This window comes from Cupriavidus sp. GW823-FHT07A04, from assembly GCF_058794615.1.
In genome coordinates this window covers 30,319-44,002 of record NZ_JBXAHA010000033.1, presented here as the reverse complement: position 1 = coordinate 44,002, position 13,684 = coordinate 30,319, and the positions used below count along the sequence as shown (strand labels likewise).

General features: G+C 59.3%; 24 protein-coding genes. 10 read left to right on the top strand and 14 right to left on the bottom strand.

Features of this window, described 5'->3' with window-relative positions; translation table 11 throughout:
* Positions 1-5: 5 nt before the first annotated feature.
* From AC1Q7Q_RS38085 to AC1Q7Q_RS38070, 4 genes are all read right to left on the bottom strand, one after another.
* Complete coding sequence (locus tag AC1Q7Q_RS38085; RefSeq protein WP_492373591.1) at positions 6-248, bottom strand: hypothetical protein; 243 nt, start codon at positions 246-248, stop codon at positions 6-8.
* Between the two features lie 259 nt (positions 249-507).
* The gene (locus AC1Q7Q_RS38080) at positions 508-1,005 is read right to left on the bottom strand and encodes a hypothetical protein (RefSeq protein ID WP_492373590.1); all 498 of its coding nucleotides are present in this window, start codon (positions 1,003-1,005) and stop codon (positions 508-510) included.
* A 73-nt stretch (positions 1,006-1,078) separates the two neighbouring features.
* The gene (locus tag AC1Q7Q_RS38075; protein WP_492373589.1) at positions 1,079-1,924 is read right to left on the bottom strand and encodes a DNA cytosine methyltransferase; all 846 of its coding nucleotides are present in this window, start codon (positions 1,922-1,924) and stop codon (positions 1,079-1,081) included.
* Positions 1,890-2,081 (bottom strand): Com family DNA-binding transcriptional regulator, encoded by a 192-nt coding sequence (locus AC1Q7Q_RS38070; protein WP_492373588.1) that lies wholly within the window; start codon positions 2,079-2,081, stop codon positions 1,890-1,892. Before AC1Q7Q_RS38070 ends, AC1Q7Q_RS38075 begins: the two co-directional genes overlap by 35 nt.
* 376 nt (positions 2,082-2,457) lie before the next feature.
* On the opposite strand from AC1Q7Q_RS38070, the gene AC1Q7Q_RS38065 reads away from it, so the two are divergent.
* On the top strand, positions 2,458-3,480 hold the full coding sequence (locus AC1Q7Q_RS38065; protein WP_492373587.1) for a DUF2806 domain-containing protein: 1,023 nt from the start codon (positions 2,458-2,460) through the stop codon (positions 3,478-3,480).
* A 138-nt stretch (positions 3,481-3,618) separates the two neighbouring features.
* On the opposite strand, the gene AC1Q7Q_RS38060 is transcribed toward AC1Q7Q_RS38065, so the two are convergent.
* The 6 genes from AC1Q7Q_RS38060 to AC1Q7Q_RS38035 form a co-directional block, all read right to left on the bottom strand.
* Entirely contained in the window at positions 3,619-3,966 is a 348-nt protein-coding gene (locus AC1Q7Q_RS38060) for a hypothetical protein (RefSeq protein WP_492373586.1), read from the bottom strand.
* 119 nt (positions 3,967-4,085) lie between these two features.
* Complete coding sequence (locus AC1Q7Q_RS38055; RefSeq protein WP_492373585.1) at positions 4,086-4,370, bottom strand: Ref family recombination enhancement nuclease; 285 nt, start codon at positions 4,368-4,370, stop codon at positions 4,086-4,088.
* On the bottom strand, positions 4,367-4,825 hold the full coding sequence (locus tag AC1Q7Q_RS38050; protein WP_492373584.1) for a hypothetical protein: 459 nt from the start codon (positions 4,823-4,825) through the stop codon (positions 4,367-4,369). Before AC1Q7Q_RS38050 ends, AC1Q7Q_RS38055 begins: the two co-directional genes overlap by 4 nt.
* A 31-nt stretch (positions 4,826-4,856) precedes the next feature.
* The gene (locus AC1Q7Q_RS38045; RefSeq protein ID WP_492373583.1) at positions 4,857-5,105 is read right to left on the bottom strand and encodes a hypothetical protein; all 249 of its coding nucleotides are present in this window, start codon (positions 5,103-5,105) and stop codon (positions 4,857-4,859) included.
* Between the two features lie 17 nt (positions 5,106-5,122).
* Positions 5,123-5,746, bottom strand: a complete 624-nt coding sequence (locus AC1Q7Q_RS38040) for a DUF3164 family protein (RefSeq protein WP_492373582.1) — start codon at positions 5,744-5,746, stop codon at positions 5,123-5,125.
* A 16-nt stretch (positions 5,747-5,762) separates the two neighbouring features.
* On the bottom strand, positions 5,763-6,971 hold the full coding sequence (locus AC1Q7Q_RS38035; RefSeq protein WP_492373581.1) for a DUF1376 domain-containing protein: 1,209 nt from the start codon (positions 6,969-6,971) through the stop codon (positions 5,763-5,765).
* Between the two features lie 77 nt (positions 6,972-7,048).
* Here AC1Q7Q_RS38035 and AC1Q7Q_RS38030 point away from each other — a divergent pair, with 77 nt between their 5' ends.
* Together AC1Q7Q_RS38030 and AC1Q7Q_RS38025 are read left to right on the top strand one after the other, a co-directional pair.
* Entirely contained in the window at positions 7,049-7,375 is a 327-nt protein-coding gene (locus tag AC1Q7Q_RS38030) for a type II toxin-antitoxin system RelE/ParE family toxin (protein WP_492373580.1), read from the top strand.
* Complete coding sequence (locus tag AC1Q7Q_RS38025; protein ID WP_492373579.1) at positions 7,368-7,700, top strand: helix-turn-helix domain-containing protein; 333 nt, start codon at positions 7,368-7,370, stop codon at positions 7,698-7,700. Before AC1Q7Q_RS38030 ends, AC1Q7Q_RS38025 begins: the two co-directional genes overlap by 8 nt.
* 1 nt (position 7,701) lies before the next feature.
* Here the strand turns inward: AC1Q7Q_RS38025 and AC1Q7Q_RS38020 are convergent, their stop codons facing one another.
* Positions 7,702-8,187, bottom strand: a complete 486-nt coding sequence (locus AC1Q7Q_RS38020; RefSeq protein WP_492373578.1) for a hypothetical protein — start codon at positions 8,185-8,187, stop codon at positions 7,702-7,704.
* A gap of 211 nt (positions 8,188-8,398) precedes the next feature.
* A complete protein-coding gene (locus AC1Q7Q_RS38015) occupies positions 8,399-8,620 on the bottom strand; it encodes a hypothetical protein (protein WP_492373577.1) in 222 nt (73 codons plus the stop codon).
* Between the two features lie 161 nt (positions 8,621-8,781).
* Between AC1Q7Q_RS38015 and AC1Q7Q_RS38010 the strand changes: the two genes are divergently transcribed.
* From AC1Q7Q_RS38010 to AC1Q7Q_RS38000, 3 genes are all read left to right on the top strand, one after another.
* On the top strand, positions 8,782-9,003 hold the full coding sequence (locus AC1Q7Q_RS38010) for a hypothetical protein (RefSeq protein WP_492373576.1): 222 nt from the start codon (positions 8,782-8,784) through the stop codon (positions 9,001-9,003).
* 258 nt (positions 9,004-9,261) lie between these two features.
* Positions 9,262-9,627: a DUF2513 domain-containing protein gene (locus tag AC1Q7Q_RS38005; protein ID WP_492373575.1), complete on the top strand. Its 366-nt coding sequence runs from the start codon at positions 9,262-9,264 to the stop codon at positions 9,625-9,627.
* Positions 9,628-10,546: 919 nt separating this feature from the next.
* Complete coding sequence (locus AC1Q7Q_RS38000; protein WP_492373574.1) at positions 10,547-11,035, top strand: hypothetical protein; 489 nt, start codon at positions 10,547-10,549, stop codon at positions 11,033-11,035.
* Between the two features lie 41 nt (positions 11,036-11,076).
* On the opposite strand, the gene AC1Q7Q_RS37995 is transcribed toward AC1Q7Q_RS38000, so the two are convergent.
* On the bottom strand, positions 11,077-11,292 hold the full coding sequence (locus tag AC1Q7Q_RS37995) for a helix-turn-helix domain-containing protein (protein WP_492373573.1): 216 nt from the start codon (positions 11,290-11,292) through the stop codon (positions 11,077-11,079).
* Between the two features lie 70 nt (positions 11,293-11,362).
* Here AC1Q7Q_RS37995 and AC1Q7Q_RS37990 point away from each other — a divergent pair, with 70 nt between their 5' ends.
* Both AC1Q7Q_RS37990 and AC1Q7Q_RS37985 read left to right on the top strand, forming a co-directional pair.
* On the top strand, positions 11,363-11,815 hold the full coding sequence (locus AC1Q7Q_RS37990) for a helix-turn-helix domain-containing protein (protein WP_492373572.1): 453 nt from the start codon (positions 11,363-11,365) through the stop codon (positions 11,813-11,815).
* A 439-nt stretch (positions 11,816-12,254) separates the two neighbouring features.
* Complete coding sequence (locus tag AC1Q7Q_RS37985) at positions 12,255-12,929, top strand: hypothetical protein (protein WP_492373571.1); 675 nt, start codon at positions 12,255-12,257, stop codon at positions 12,927-12,929.
* Here AC1Q7Q_RS37985 and AC1Q7Q_RS37980 read toward each other — a convergent pair.
* Complete coding sequence (locus AC1Q7Q_RS37980) at positions 12,874-13,236, bottom strand: hypothetical protein (RefSeq protein ID WP_492373570.1); 363 nt, start codon at positions 13,234-13,236, stop codon at positions 12,874-12,876. The two genes, AC1Q7Q_RS37985 and AC1Q7Q_RS37980, sit on opposite strands and share 56 nt — an antisense overlap.
* Here AC1Q7Q_RS37980 and AC1Q7Q_RS37975 point away from each other — a divergent pair.
* Complete coding sequence (locus AC1Q7Q_RS37975; RefSeq protein WP_492373569.1) at positions 13,235-13,471, top strand: hypothetical protein; 237 nt, start codon at positions 13,235-13,237, stop codon at positions 13,469-13,471. The genes AC1Q7Q_RS37980 and AC1Q7Q_RS37975 overlap by 2 nt on opposite strands.
* Positions 13,468-13,608, top strand: coding sequence for a hypothetical protein (locus AC1Q7Q_RS37970; protein ID WP_492373568.1), 141 nt, complete (start codon positions 13,468-13,470; stop codon positions 13,606-13,608). Before AC1Q7Q_RS37975 ends, AC1Q7Q_RS37970 begins: the two co-directional genes overlap by 4 nt.
* Positions 13,609-13,684: the final 76 nt, after the last annotated feature.

Below are 13,684 nucleotides of genomic sequence, written 5' to 3'. Positions count from 1 at the left end.
GGACATTACCGGCTCCCCAGCCAGGCGCACAGCAGAACCAGTACCGGTACCGTGAACACGACAACGCCGGCGAACACCGTGCCCTCCTCTGGCGGCGCCGAAATCTCTGCACTCTCGCCGCCTAGCATCAGGTGGTACTCAGCCCGAAGCGGATGCGGGTCAAACCCGGCGTCAGTATCTGCGTCCGGATAGTACCCGCATTTGACCGTCACCACTTCGCTGACCGAGCAGCGCAACTTGAATGCCATGGTCCACCCCGGCAGGCGTAGCACTTTCACCAAGCCCGCCACGAACGGACTACGGTGCGTCGTTACCATTGATGCCATCGCAAGGCCCAGAATGAGAAAAACCCGCTGAGCTTATGCAGCCGCGGGCACTGTAACTAAGACCAATGAAGGCCATGGGATACCATTGCGATGCGGGCTCGCACCCCGCAATCACACGCTTTCCAACAACAATTGAATGCTATGAACGAACCGAAGCCTGTTGTTCCACAACCACAGCCGTCTAGGCGCGACCAAGTGCCATACACAGAGCGGCCACCGCAGCCGGTGAAATAGGACTGCAGACGGCAATCAGCCGAACGTAGTCCAACCAGGTGGCAACACGCCGATTGCGCGCCGCCACCTGGTCGATTCTGATTTGAACATTCTCCAACTCCGCCTCCCGCAGATCCACCTGAGAGAAGTAGGGTCGGTAAATATTCCGCGGCTCGTTCGTGGGCGCGGCAATCGGATTCGTCTTGAGACAGAACATGATCAGACTTGCTGCCAGCACTGCAAGCGTCCAGGTAAACGCGCATGCGGCTGCAATCCAGACGAATCCGGCCTTTGTTTCAAAGAGCTTTATGACATAGGCAGACAAGCCGCCTATACCCGCCAGCAGAAGTGTCAACGTCGCGGTCGCATCCTTCGCGAGTAATTCTGCGGATTGAATGTGGAACCGTAGGTTCTCAAGTCCCTGTTTCTCGGCCCATTCAAGCAGCAGGCACCGGTCCTCGCGCATTGACTTCACCTCCGTTTTTGTCGCCCGGACTATATCACTGCCTGGTCGTCGTCGCCGCCCCCGCAACATGCCTTCACATTGCGGTCATAAGATGCCGAGCGACCCACTCCGCGACTTGCGGCACGACTGCGTTGCCGGCAGCTTGAGCCTCTGCAAAGTTGGACGCATCCAGTCCCTTGCAAAGCCCATCACGCTCAATCGCTCCGGCCCGCTCAACCATCTCGCTCCAGCCGAGCTCGGCAAGCACGAGACCTGCGCCGTGGATTGGGATCTGGCTGGATGACTTGCCAGCACAAAAGGTAGGGTAAGCCCATCGCCCGAGGCCAGGCCCGGCTTGTTCCGCAGCCGCCGCGCCAGGAACATCGTCCACTGGTCCGGCGTCAGCCAGCAGCTCGAAGGGGGGATGTCGTCCCAAACCTGCGACCAGGAAAACGCGGCGGCGCTTCGTGGGGACTCCGAAATATTCAGCATTAAGCACCCTCCAGCATCCCACATACCCGCATTCGGCAAGGGTAGTGATGACGGCCTGGAAGTCCTCGCCATCGCGGCAAGAGAGGAGCCCCGTGACGTTCTCAAGCACCACCCACTGGGGCCGAAGCTCCTTGAGGATGCGGGCGACTTCGTAGAACAAGCCGCTGCGCGCCCCTTCAAGCCCTCGCTGCCGTCCCATCGTGCTGAGGTCCTGGCAGGGGAAGCCGCCGACGATAACGTCGACGCACTCGAGGTTGTGGCTGCCACAGGCTCGCACGTCCTCGTGCCGGCTGGCGTGCGGGAATCGATCCTCGAGCACCGCCCGGCAGATCGGATTGATCTCGACTTGCCAGGCCGAACGGAAGCCGGCTCGCTCAAACCCGATGTCAAACCCGCCGATGCCCGCGAACAGGCTACCGATCGTTGGTTGGTCTTGCAGGCCATACATTTGCACCCTCTGTATCCGGTGCTCCAAGGCCCGCAGATTGGAGGCGCTCGGCCTTCATGACGTTCATGCACCCGCACCGCGGGCATTTGATGGTAAGGCGCGTGTATTCGCCCACACCGAGTTTCCGGTTGCAACTACCGCATCGGATTTCCTGCATTGAGGTGATTTTCCTGCGTTGTGCTAGGATTTCCCCGCCTGTCGACAGGTGGCGCGGCCCTAGCCAAGCTTGCAGGTATGTGCTGCGGGTGCGGGGCGGGGCAGGTGTTCCAGCACCTGTCACGTCGCCGCGTCTTTTCCTACTTCCGTTGCACCACAAGTCAGTTGCCCCCCAAGGATCGTAGGGATTCATTGCTCGGCAATCGTCCCGGCAATTCATTTAGTCTCATAGGAAGCAAGGGTTACCACCCATCTACGCTTGCTTCCTGATGTATGAATGAGGAATTCCGCATTAGAAACATGCTTGAGAACGATGCGGCAGAAACCGCAACGTCATATCAGATATCGACCCAATAACTACAAATTGAGCCCGTCCTATGAACAATGAACTTGAAGCGACCGATGGTGATGGAAACGTCGGCAGTGCACTATCGGTGGCAGGTGACGCAATTGGTGACTTGGTCACCGGAATTCCTGCCCCAATTCGGAAAAACGCCGTACGAGCTTTTACCCGCCTTTGCACCGTAGCAGTCGAGTACCCCGTAACGTTGATCGAGGGCGCGATAGCGGAAAAGCGTGCGGAATCTCGAGCAAGGGTAAAATTGATTGACGCTTCCGCCAATCAGCTTGCGAAGCAAATTCACACCGATCCTGAGTACGTCCGTGCAGCCGCAACGAAATTCGCGCACAAAATTGTGCGCGAAAGAGTCAATATCGATCAAGTAACCGCAATCGCGGCTACAGAATTGAAAAAACAACCAATCGGACTCCAAGTCGGTGAGGAGTCAAAAGTTCCACCGATTGGCGAAGACTGGTTGAATGTATTCGAGAGCGAAGCTGCTCAAATGAGCTCTGAACAGATGCAACATCTTTTTGGAAGAATACTGGCCGGCGAAGTCCGAAAGCCAACATCTTTCTCGATCAGGACCATCAAACTCGTATCGCAGCTGGATAATCGTGCTGCATCATTGTTTAGGCTACTTTGCTCGCTAGCTATATCACTACGCCTTCCGGATTCAATTGTCGATGCCCGAGTTGTAGCAATGGGCCAAGCCGGGGCCAATTCCTTGCAACCCTATGGACTATCGTTCGACGAGCTTAACGTGCTGCAGGAGTACGGACTCATCATCGCTGACTACAACTCCTACATGGACTATCAATTGGTTACGACGCATGAAGGAAAAGTCATACTGCCGTTTGACTACCAAGGTAGTAAATGGGCACTTATCCCCAATACTGCCCCTCAAGCCAGGCAGGCACTCCATCTGCATGGTGTTCGCCTCTCACAAGCAGGCAAGGAGCTCTTGCCTATCGTAGAGATAGAGCCGCATGAAAAATACACCACAGCTTTGAAGGCTTTTTTTAATCAACAGGGGATGGTCATGACGAAATTCTCCTAAGCGCACGTTCTCGAACCATCGATACCAACTATTAGCGGAGACGGCAAAACCCCGCACGACACAATCCGAGCGGGGTTTTTATGGGCGCAACTCTGCCCTCTGCCGTGAATGATAAAACAAATCCCTACGGCTTACAACTCACCATTCCACCCCTTTCCTGCGCAGTAACGGGGCAATTTTCAGCTTCGCCTCCTGATACGCTTCCGGCTGGCGATCCCCCGCTCTGGGGTTCCGGTACACCGCAGGCCCCAGGCGATTTCGCTGCTCGATCAGGACCGCTATTCGATGATCGCCGGATAGCTCATCCACACAGGCAGAGACCAAAGGCATGACATATGCCTCAATCCGGCTATCGATTACCTCGTCAATCGTCGACCACTGATCGGAGCTTGCGGAGCTGGCGCACGAAGCATCGGCCCGGCCGTAACCAATCACCGGGGCGTAGCCATTCTCCCGGCAGTACCAGTCGTACAAGAGGTCGTCCAAGGAATCGTACTGGTAGTTGGCTAGACCTGATTGCCTCGGGACCTTTGTCGCTGGATTCGCTGTGTAAACCATAGTTCAGATTCCCCGCCAAAAGCACTCGTAACGATTCGTCTGCTCGCTCATGCCCTTCCTCCGTTGAGCTCTTCGATTGTCCAGGCGAGCAAATCCATTTCATCAGCCTTGAGCGGCAGCAGCGCATTCCGGTCCCCGTGGATCCCGTGCTTGCCGCGGTGGTGCTGCGGGCAAAGTGGGATCGCCAGCCAGTTCGGCGCCCGCTGGGCACCGCCCTCCCCCTCGCGGGCGTGGTGGATCTCCGCCGGCGATTCGCCGTAGCCCAGCCGACGGCAGAGGATGCAACCCAGCGCAGCCACTCGCCCGAGATAGCGTTCCTCGGCTCTCGTCACTGCGGGGTGGCCGTGCCAGCCTTAATCTCATTCAACCTCGCTACCGCGCGCGAACGCCATGCCTCGTCGTGCCGCAGTGCGAGCTGAATAAGCCAGTGCAGCACATGCGCCTGCTCGTCTTCGGCCTTCGGCTTTATGTCAGCGCCACCGTCGCGCAGAACGTGAGCGATCGGGCCTGTATTCCAGAGCATGAGGCTCAGCACCTCCTGAAGCGCGGGCGTCATTTCGGACGGATAGGCGGAAGCGGGCCGGGCATAGAGCGGTCCCTGCTCATCAAGCCAGTTCTGCACCTCGGTCCCAGACCACATCTTGCGCAGCATCGTCGGGAACCGGAGGGTAACCGGCGGGGCAAGGCCTGCCGGGTCCGCATCAGTCCTTGCCGCCATGCTGGCCGCATCCCATTGCGCCGGCGTTGCGTCATCCAAGCTGCGGCTCTCGTTGGTTTCCTTGGTCAATTCTGTTCTCCGTTGAATTGCTGCGCTGCGGTCACCCTCGCGCTGTCATGGATGCTGTCGTCGGACTTCGCCGCGCCTGGGTCGATCGCGAGGATGGTCGGCTGTCCTGCGGATACGGCGCCTGCTGGCGGATCGCCCGCACCTCCGCCAACAGGGCGTCCGCCGCCGGCTTCTCGTGGTGCTTCTCGTACAACCGCAGAAATGCCGCAATGGCCGGGTCCGGCTTCTTCGCCAGCCACCGCACCAGGCACTCGCGCAGCCAGGCCGGATCGTTTCGCATTGCTCGCCCCTTTCACGTCAAACCCCGGCGATATCGAGCGTGACGGGCAGGTATTCCCCGGTGGCCTCGCTCCGCTCGTAGAAGCGGATGTACTCCTTCGTGCCGATCACCTGCACGGACTCACCGATGGCCTTCATCGCGCGGCGCCATTTCGCGTCCGGGATCTCCAGCCGCGACAAGCCCAGCACGCGCCCGGTCTTGAGCTTCCCCTCCCGGTCCGTCTCAAAGGCCTGCTGCACCAGCATCTGAATCTCCGGCCGGCTGCCCTTCGACCATTCCGCAATGCACTCGTCGATCAGCGCTTTGGCCGCCTGCAGCCGCTCGTCGAAGACGATGGTGTCGGCGTTGGCGATGATGACTTTGTACTGGCCGTCGAAGCTGTGCAGGGTCACGTTGCCCTTGGCACCGCCGTGCTTGACCTTGTACTGCTCGGCCGATAACTCGAGGAAGGCGCGGGCATCGCCGAACGCGCTCCGCTTGAAGTCGGCGAGGCTTTCGCGCTGCTGCTTGGCGCCGGCCACCAAGGCGCTGACGAGTTCGTCTCGCGCCAGATCGATCGGCTTCACCATCGACTCCGGAATGAGGCGGCCGCGGGCGTCTTTTCGGTAGCCAGCCGGGATGATGTCGGGTTCTTTGCTCATGGATTTCCTTCGCTGGTTACACCACCAAACCCGGGGGCTGGCAGCCGTAAAAGTAGTGGTACACGCGCTCAAACTCGTTGAGGTTCATGCGCTCGGCGGCGGCCACCTCCCGCTCAACCAGGCGCGGGTCGCCATCTGCCTTGATGACTCGCCGGCGGAACCAAATCCAGTCCTCGCCGCCTTGCTGTGACGGGATCCCGAGCCCGCTTGCCTTGGCTCGCACTCCCTCCGCAGTTTCGTCCCAGCCCGACGGCGCGCCGGTGGCCTGGCCAGTAGCCCGTGCCTCGTCGAGGAAAGACGCCACAAAGGCCGGATTGATCGGTGAAGCGTCCTGCTGCTGCGCCCTGCGCTCACAGGCGAGCCGGTATGCCCCAAGCAGCTGCGCCTCGCCGACGCTGCGCTCGGCAAGGCGGCGCAACTCGTCGCGGGCGTGCTGGTTCAGGCGCAGCACCTTGTCGCGATCGGCTTCCCATTGCGCGAGGTGTTCGCCGATCTCATCGGCAGAAAGCGGCGGCGCAGCGGAGTTATCCACAGGGCCCACTCCATTCGAACCACCTACGCCGCCGCTACAACCTTTGTTTACTTCTCCCTCTCCCTTTCCTTCTCCCTTAAGCGCGTTTTCCGGTGGAATTCCTGCCTCGTTCCGTCGCTCTTCCGGTGGAATTCCGCCGGAAGATTTTGCTTTTCCGGCGGAAGGTGCCGCCCCGCCTGCGGATCGCGGTTTGCTTTCCGGTGGAAAGAGATCCTTTTCCAGTGGACGTCCGGCGGAAATCCAATCCTCCAATGACGGAACCTCAAACTCGGCGAGGTGCTTTTCCATCCGAGCCTTGTTGACCTTCCGGACGCGGTCCACCAGCTTTCCGTGGGAATGCCGGTGCTTCGCCAGCCAAGCCTCGCTTGCCTTCTCCGCAACGACGGGGTGATAGAGGCGGTCATCCGCGCATTTGATCCATCCGCGCAGCGCGCCGTCGCGGATGGATTGCCATTTTTCTGGTGCGTGCTGGTAGCCGGTGATCTTGGCGAGCACACGATCATCATCAGGAAGGGAGCCAGCGGGTACGCGATGCCAGGATGCGCACCACAGGAGAACGGCGGCCCAGCATGCTTCAGGGGTCTCTAGCGTTGCGAGATCGCTATCGCGTAAGCGCGCAACGTCGAGCGGCATGTACGGGAAGTCGCGCAGATCGCAGTCCGAAGGCGCCAGCGGGTTGGGCAAACTTGTCATTCGTACAACCCTCTCGCGAATGCTTGCGGTTCCGCGCCCGGCTTGCCAAAACATAGCAAATTTGCTAACATTCCCGCATGAATTGGACCGTCACCTACTACAACGAGCGGATCAAACGTGATGTTTTCGCCCTTCCAAGCGGTATCCTCGCGGACTACCTGCGGCTGCTCGATCTGATGCAGGAGTTCGGTGCGGACCTTCGCATGCCGCACTCCCGTGCGATGGGTGACGGATTGTTTGAATTGCGCCCCAAGGGCAGGGAAGGCATCGGGCGCGTGTTCTACTGCACGCACGTGGGCCAGCGCATCGTCGTGCTGCACTCCTTTGTGAAGAAGACACAGGAAACGCCGCGAAACGAATTGCGCACCGCCCAGGCGCGTCTCAAGGAGGTACGTAATGGCTAAGGCACGACCGGCCCAAGCACCCCAAGAGGGATTCAACCCCGTTCCGCATACTGCGGACGACACGGCGCACATGCTCGCGTCCCCATCCGTCAAGGCGGCATATGATGCGCTTGAGGATGAATACACAGCGCTGCGCGCGATCCTGTCGGCCCGCCGCGAAGCGGGACTGACGCAGGCGCAGATTGCTGAGCGCATGGGCACAACAGCATCAGCCGTCTCGCGACTCGAAGCATCGCTCTCGAGCGAAAGGCATTCGCCGTCATTTGCGACCTTGCGCAAGTACGCTGCCGCATGCGGCAAGAAACTGGTGATTTCTTTCGCGTAGGTCATGCCGCCTTCGCTATTGCCGGCGAGGCGGCTATCGCAGGCGACGGATTGCCTTTGACCGCGGCAAGCTGCGCCGAAAATTCCAGCCCCAAGTCCTGCAGCATGCTGTCGATCCACGCCGGCTCCAGACCCAGCCAGGCCGCCATCGCCTCGACACCCTTGCGATCGCGGCGAAGCAAGGTCGCAACGGGCGGGCTCCGCCACAGCATGCCCTCCTCCTTCAGTTGCTCGCGCGCGATCTGGCGCAGGTCCGAGAACCACTGCACGATGCAGGCCGCCAGCAACGCATGCTCAGGTAGCACCCACCGCCCCAACTGGTAATGAGGTGAGCCGCGCCCAACGATGCGCGCGATCTGTACCGGGGCGACGAGCATGAATGCGGGCTCGACCTCCGCACGTATCAGTTCCCCCGCCGTACGCGCCGCACATGCGCCGCCGGATCCCTGCACGGCGCGGGTCTGGGCCATTCGTTCGTTGTCTCTCATGTGTCTTCCCCTACAGCGGTCCCATTTCGTCCCACTTTGTCCCGCGTATCGTGGGCAATCACATCCGGGTGCGAGGCACCGTAAGCCCCGCGCAGGACTTGGATTCCGAGGTAATCGGGCGTCGGCACACCCTCCTGTGCCGCCAGCAGGGCGAGCTGCAGTGCCTCCTCGCTCGGGAGCCGCACAACGGCCTCTGTCTTAGGTTTGCGCATCATTGGACCTGCTGGGCAACTCGGGACATTTCGTCACTGACATCCGCCAGGCGTGCAGGCAAACTTCCAATCGCACCAAACGCACCCTGCTCCATCAGGCGCACCGCCGCGGCAGCCGCACTGGGATACCCGTGCAGCCGCTGCTGGATGCGGATGGCATCGATCAGCGCATCAGATACGCGCAGCTTCAGTTCATTGCAGTTTTCAACGCGGCGAGACATGGCAACAGTTACTCCACCCGGCGGCCGGGCAAACCATGAGGGGCAATCAGACGAATTTAGGAACCGTCTGATTGACGAGTAAGGGCGCGTGCATGCATACATGGAGGTTCCGCAACCTTTTCAACCTGCCGCGTAGAGTGGCAACCACGTAAGGAGCACGCATGGAAAACAAAATGGAACCGACGTTCTATCCACTGACGGGAATCCAAATCGGCGTGAATCGTGAGACAAATTCGGTCACGCTGGAGCCTCGCTTTCTCGCTTTCAACAAGGAGCACTCCGGTCGCGCTTACGCGGTACCACCCGAGGCAGTCGAGCAAATCATCGAGAGCCTTCAGGAGGCGCTGAAACTGCTTCGGGAAGACCCGCCTCAGCGACACTGACCGCCCCGTCTGGCCCCAACCGGATGTCAGCGACAATCTCCCGATTTGGAAGCTCGATGCCGGCTTTGCAGTCGGTGGCAACATCGCCGAAAGGCGGAATCCGGTAACGAGTCCTGGCTAGCTCGCTGGAACTCGCTCCGAAGTGGTCGCTGGCGCGAGGCGACTCCGCTGCGCGCCTTTCCAGCGCCGGCCGGATCAGCCACAGCACGACGCAGGCGTATAGGTTTTTCATATTTGCTCGGAAGGAGGCAGTTAGTCATGAAACGAGATATGGACATCATTCGTCGCATAGCACTTGAGACGTCAGACTTGCCATATGGGACACACCTTGTCGGCCTCGATGGCGTGAGCAAGGAAGATTTCGGGTTGCACGCGATCCGGATGGAGGAAGCCGGGTTGATCAAAGCAGCGATCTCGGAGTACCAGGACAACAGTCCACCATCAGCCTTCATCTTCCGACTGACATGGGAAGGATGCGAGTTTGCCGATGCTGTCAGGAGCGACACGCTATGGAGCAAGGCAAAGGAATCCATCATCAAACCCACCTCGTCATTCACCTTTGGGGTCATCAAGGACTGGTTGAAGTCCGAGATTCAGCAAGGCTTCCCTTCCCTGCGGACTTGAAATCAGTACGTCATATAGATCGCAGCCTGCCGCAAGGAAAGCGCGTTGCTCGGGTGAGCGCTCGACCAACTTGGTCATAGATATGGCGTCACGCGCTGGCAACATGGAGCCGCCACTCGAAAACCACTTTCTCGCAAGGAACCACAGACACCGCAGTAGCGCGTCGGTGTCCCCGCTGGCAAGCGATTCGACAGAGGCCGGGCTGAGGCCGGCTACAGGTCTCGAAGTCGAGCCTGAAAACTGAGAGGTACGTTGACTAGTCACGGCGGTCACTCCATTGAGCACAACAAGACGATCCAGGCCGATGAGAAAAGCGATCCTCACTCCGGGGCGATTCTTCTCGAATGCCGACCGCAGCACGGCGACGTCCTCCTTTGCCAGCCCCCCGGGAACAGAAACGAGGACGGTGCCCCCAGGGCGAACAACCACGCCGCCAGCGACGCGCACCTTCAACAAAAGCCTGCGGCGAAGAAATAGGAGCAAGCGTTTCATGTCCCCTAACCTCGGCAAAGCCATTGCGAAGCTGACCGACAAACGTCTTGAGACGGAGGCGGATCGCCTGGCCCTCGAAATTCCGACGCTGCGTACGTGGTTAGGCCAGGTCGTAGGACAGCTACTCTCTTGAACAGCACAAAGCCAATGGCCCGGCCATCGCACTCAAACTCAAACCAGACGCGCGACTCCTGCACAGGCATATCAATGAAGAGACTGAGCGACGAGGCTAACGACGCGAGTAAGTTCGCGCCGATCGGCTGCGGGAATTTTGTTGTCGTCATGGTTGGACGCCCTCCTTTGGCCTCAGAACACCTTTGCCGGCCTCGCATGGCGACACCGATTGCCGAGTGCTCGCCCCTTCGTCAGTAAGATTTATGGATGCCGTACACTCGACAGCACCATTGCCAACGCAACCGGAGCACCCATGGTCGTAGCAACAATTAGCGCAACGCTCGCCTCCCTGAAGACCTCTGTAGACCTCGTGCGTACGGCAGTCGCAATAAGAGATGATGCGAAGCTCGCCGAGGCGACACAGTCGATCAACGATCGGATCATCGATATTCAGAACGCCGCGCTTCAACTCCAAGAAAAACAATCGGCGGCTAGAGATGAAATCGAGGCGCTCAAAGACGACGCACGCCAGTTGCGTGCACACGTTGCTGATCTTGAGCAAAGAAGGAACGAACGCGCCCAATACCGTCTGCACGAATTTCCCGTAGGCGTCTTTGTTCTGGCTCGCCTTGAATCGGAAGATATGACCGATCCCATGCACTACCTTTGCCAACCCTGCATGGACAATAAATCTCAAAAAAACGTACTCCAGAGAAGCTCGAGTTATGGCTCGGTCTATCTGAAGTGCCCTACCTGCCAGAACGATTACTACACGGGGGAGACCGTGCCATTTTCCTTTTGACTCTCGGCGTGCACGGCCGAGTGCATACGCGTTTTTCATCATCAGGTTGCCTCCTTTGTGCACTCCAATAGCCCAGCACCACAGCGCTCACGGTGAAGTGCGAGCAACCGCATCCCGATGTTCAGAGATGGACGTTTCCCGCGAGCGCCTGTAAGGAGCGATGAGATTGTGGATTGCGAGCACTCAACTAGCTGAGCAAGTTGCGGCTGCGTCAATCCTGTCTGGAGAAGGTCGGAGACTGCTGTCTTGATGTCCATGACCAATTATCACGATTGCACTAGACATAGTCAACACCTTTGAAATTATCGAAGGTATTACATTTGTGATATGAAATCCTTAGCAGAACGCCTTGTTTGGGCGCGAACCCAGGCGAACCTCTCCCAGCAAGCCCTTGCGAATCGCGCCGGTGTGTCCCAAGGCACGATTGGGAATCTCGAATCGAACGCGCGCCAGGGCAGCACACGGATTACTGCCATCGCGGCAGCCTTAGGCGTCAATGGGCGCTGGCTAGCTGAAGGGAGAGGTGAACCTTATCCTTCAAGCGATGCTGCCAGTCAGGCTACGAGGCAAGAGCAAGCCTCCCCTCAACGCACCACCCATCCGAATCGCCACATCCAAGAGGTCATTCGACTTATGGAGGAGACCGACGACGAGGGACGTGTGCTGGTTAAGCATGCGGCAATGCGCGCCCTGGAGCAGTACCTGGAAAATGATCTCGATACACTACGCCAGGCACTAGCCATCAAAAGCCCGTCTCGGCCCACCGGCACAGGTGGTTGATTTAGAAGCATGGCGGGTTCGCAGAGCCAGGGGCCCGCCAGATAACACCGCTTAGGCGGCTATTTTTTTGAGCTAGTGATAGTTTTTAACTACTACGCCGCACTGAGAAATAGGACAAGTCCTAATAATTGGCTTGCGGCTTTCGGTACATGGCACTTGGCGCCGACCGGCCGAGCCCAAAAAGCCACGTGAATGCCCAAACTGTCGTGAAGTCCCATTGCAGAATGCTCGCGAATGCAAATGCTGCGGCTACGCACTGATTCCGCAGTGAGCATCAACACCAAAGGGTTCCACTAGGATCACGGCGGAAGGCGGCCGGTGTCATGACCGGCCGCGCGGGAATGCGTGATTGCTCTCTCGCGCAAAAAAATCACTTATGTGTTGACTCGTATAAACACATAAGTGATACTTTGCCCATCAACTCACCGATGGATGCGCCATGACCAAGCCCACCACCCCAAAAATCTTCACGCCAATCAATGGCGAGCTCGCTTCGATCCACGATCTCTATTGCGCTAGCGCCAACGAAGAAAGGCTGCTCGTTCAGCACGCCTGGAGCTCCTTGTCCGGCAGAGACTGGTTGCAGGCCGCTCGCTGGTTGAACACCGCCGCTGCCGGCGGCGCTGCAGATTGGCACCAGCAGTGCGCAAAACTCGCGTCCTGGCTTTGCTCAGAGAACGTCGGCTCCCTCCCACCACTGCGCCGCGCGTTCCTCGTCCACGCCGAGTTAGGGGGGGTGCATTCCTCCAACGGGGTCATCGACGATATTCGAGACCTGCTTGGCGCGGCGGAGCTTTCCGTCGTTCTTTCCGGTGATCTGCTCACTGCAGCATTCACGGATCCCCAAGCTAAAAGCGCCGGCCTGTCGCTGAACCGGCGCGCTAGCGAGCGGATCGCCGAGTCAGCTTGCAACGGACAAGTTCTAACCCTCATCTATGGCCACGCCGTCCTAGCCCCCGTCCGCGACTACGGCGGCTTCGATGTTCCCCCGAAGCAGGCTGCCGAGCGGTTGCTAGACAGCCTGGGCAAGCACAGCGCTAGGGCTCTGCGCGTATCGGCTACAGGAAATTTCTCAAATTCAGATCATCAGATTGCGCGTGCTGATTGCCGATAACGCCGAAGACGTGCCCGCACTTCGCGCAGTTCACGACGGCAAAAAGCGGGTTGCCGGCCGCGTCCTTCATCGTTCGGCTCGGCGTCGCCACGATGCGGTCCATCCCAGCTTTGCAGTTTGGTGTTGGGCACTTCGGGTCGCCGAGAACCGGGCGATCGTCAGATTCGTAATTTGAAGTCATTGGGTGATTCCTTGGCGTTGTTGTTGGGAAATGAATGCCGTTTCTGAGTCCGGCACATGCATTATCCGTCACAAGGAATTGCCCGCCCGTTTCCCCGCCCGCGCTGGCGGGCATGGAGAAAAGCATGACGCCAACTCAAGCAGCCGCGCGCCAAGCCGCGCAGCAGAACATCCGACAGGACCTGCTCCGTGAACTCGGGCTCGCCCACGAGATAATCAGCACCGCCTTGAACATCATGACGCCGGAACAGAAGGCGGAGTGGGCGGAGCGTAATTCGCAGCAAGGCATCGACGGTGAAGGCACTACCCGCGCGAATGAGCGCGCCGCCGTCATCGCTCTGGCAATCGGGAGCGTGGCGTGACCGGCCGCCGCCTCCTCGCCGCCGCACGCGCCGCCGCGTTCTGGCTCGCTGTTGCGCTCGGTGCCATCGCCCTTGGCGGCCTGTATGCCTGGCTCAACCCCGAAGCGCCGTCCGCCATCCTGTGGAGGCAATCGTGAATGTCCACCGACTTGCGAACGGGTATTTCACCCGCCACCCTGCCCAAGGCATTGCCCTGATGGTGATCGTGTTCGG

What these genes read in the sequence shown, in the direction of transcription:
- AC1Q7Q_RS38085 (WP_492373591.1), bottom strand. Translation starts at nt 248, where the DNA reads ATGGCATTCAAGTTGCGCTGCTCGGTCAGCGAAGTGGTGACGGTCAAA.
- AC1Q7Q_RS38080 (WP_492373590.1), bottom strand. Translation starts at nt 1,005, where the DNA reads ATGCGCGAGGACCGGTGCCTGCTGCTTGAATGGGCCGAGAAACAGGGA.
- AC1Q7Q_RS38075 (WP_492373589.1), bottom strand. Translation starts at nt 1,924, where the DNA reads ATGTATGGCCTGCAAGACCAACCAACGATCGGTAGCCTGTTCGCGGGC.
- AC1Q7Q_RS38070 (WP_492373588.1), bottom strand. Translation starts at nt 2,081, where the DNA reads ATGCAGGAAATCCGATGCGGTAGTTGCAACCGGAAACTCGGTGTGGGC.
- AC1Q7Q_RS38065 (WP_492373587.1), top strand. Translation starts at nt 2,458, where the DNA reads ATGAACAATGAACTTGAAGCGACCGATGGTGATGGAAACGTCGGCAGT.
- AC1Q7Q_RS38045 (WP_492373583.1), bottom strand. Translation starts at nt 5,105, where the DNA reads ATGCGAAACGATCCGGCCTGGCTGCGCGAGTGCCTGGTGCGGTGGCTG.
- AC1Q7Q_RS38040 (WP_492373582.1), bottom strand. Translation starts at nt 5,746, where the DNA reads ATGAGCAAAGAACCCGACATCATCCCGGCTGGCTACCGAAAAGACGCC.
- AC1Q7Q_RS38035 (WP_492373581.1), bottom strand. Translation starts at nt 6,971, where the DNA reads ATGACAAGTTTGCCCAACCCGCTGGCGCCTTCGGACTGCGATCTGCGC.
- AC1Q7Q_RS38030 (WP_492373580.1), top strand. Translation starts at nt 7,049, where the DNA reads ATGAATTGGACCGTCACCTACTACAACGAGCGGATCAAACGTGATGTT.
- AC1Q7Q_RS38025 (WP_492373579.1), top strand. Translation starts at nt 7,368, where the DNA reads ATGGCTAAGGCACGACCGGCCCAAGCACCCCAAGAGGGATTCAACCCC.
- AC1Q7Q_RS38020 (WP_492373578.1), bottom strand. Translation starts at nt 8,187, where the DNA reads ATGAGAGACAACGAACGAATGGCCCAGACCCGCGCCGTGCAGGGATCC.
- AC1Q7Q_RS38015 (WP_492373577.1), bottom strand. Translation starts at nt 8,620, where the DNA reads ATGTCTCGCCGCGTTGAAAACTGCAATGAACTGAAGCTGCGCGTATCT.
- AC1Q7Q_RS38010 (WP_492373576.1), top strand. Translation starts at nt 8,782, where the DNA reads ATGGAAAACAAAATGGAACCGACGTTCTATCCACTGACGGGAATCCAA.
- AC1Q7Q_RS38005 (WP_492373575.1), top strand. Translation starts at nt 9,262, where the DNA reads ATGAAACGAGATATGGACATCATTCGTCGCATAGCACTTGAGACGTCA.
- AC1Q7Q_RS38000 (WP_492373574.1), top strand. Translation starts at nt 10,547, where the DNA reads ATGGTCGTAGCAACAATTAGCGCAACGCTCGCCTCCCTGAAGACCTCT.
- AC1Q7Q_RS37995 (WP_492373573.1), bottom strand. Translation starts at nt 11,292, where the DNA reads ATGGACATCAAGACAGCAGTCTCCGACCTTCTCCAGACAGGATTGACG.
- AC1Q7Q_RS37990 (WP_492373572.1), top strand. Translation starts at nt 11,363, where the DNA reads ATGAAATCCTTAGCAGAACGCCTTGTTTGGGCGCGAACCCAGGCGAAC.
- AC1Q7Q_RS37985 (WP_492373571.1), top strand. Translation starts at nt 12,255, where the DNA reads ATGACCAAGCCCACCACCCCAAAAATCTTCACGCCAATCAATGGCGAG.
- AC1Q7Q_RS37975 (WP_492373569.1), top strand. Translation starts at nt 13,235, where the DNA reads ATGACGCCAACTCAAGCAGCCGCGCGCCAAGCCGCGCAGCAGAACATC.
- AC1Q7Q_RS37980 (WP_492373570.1), bottom strand. Translation starts at nt 13,236, where the DNA reads ATGCTTTTCTCCATGCCCGCCAGCGCGGGCGGGGAAACGGGCGGGCAA.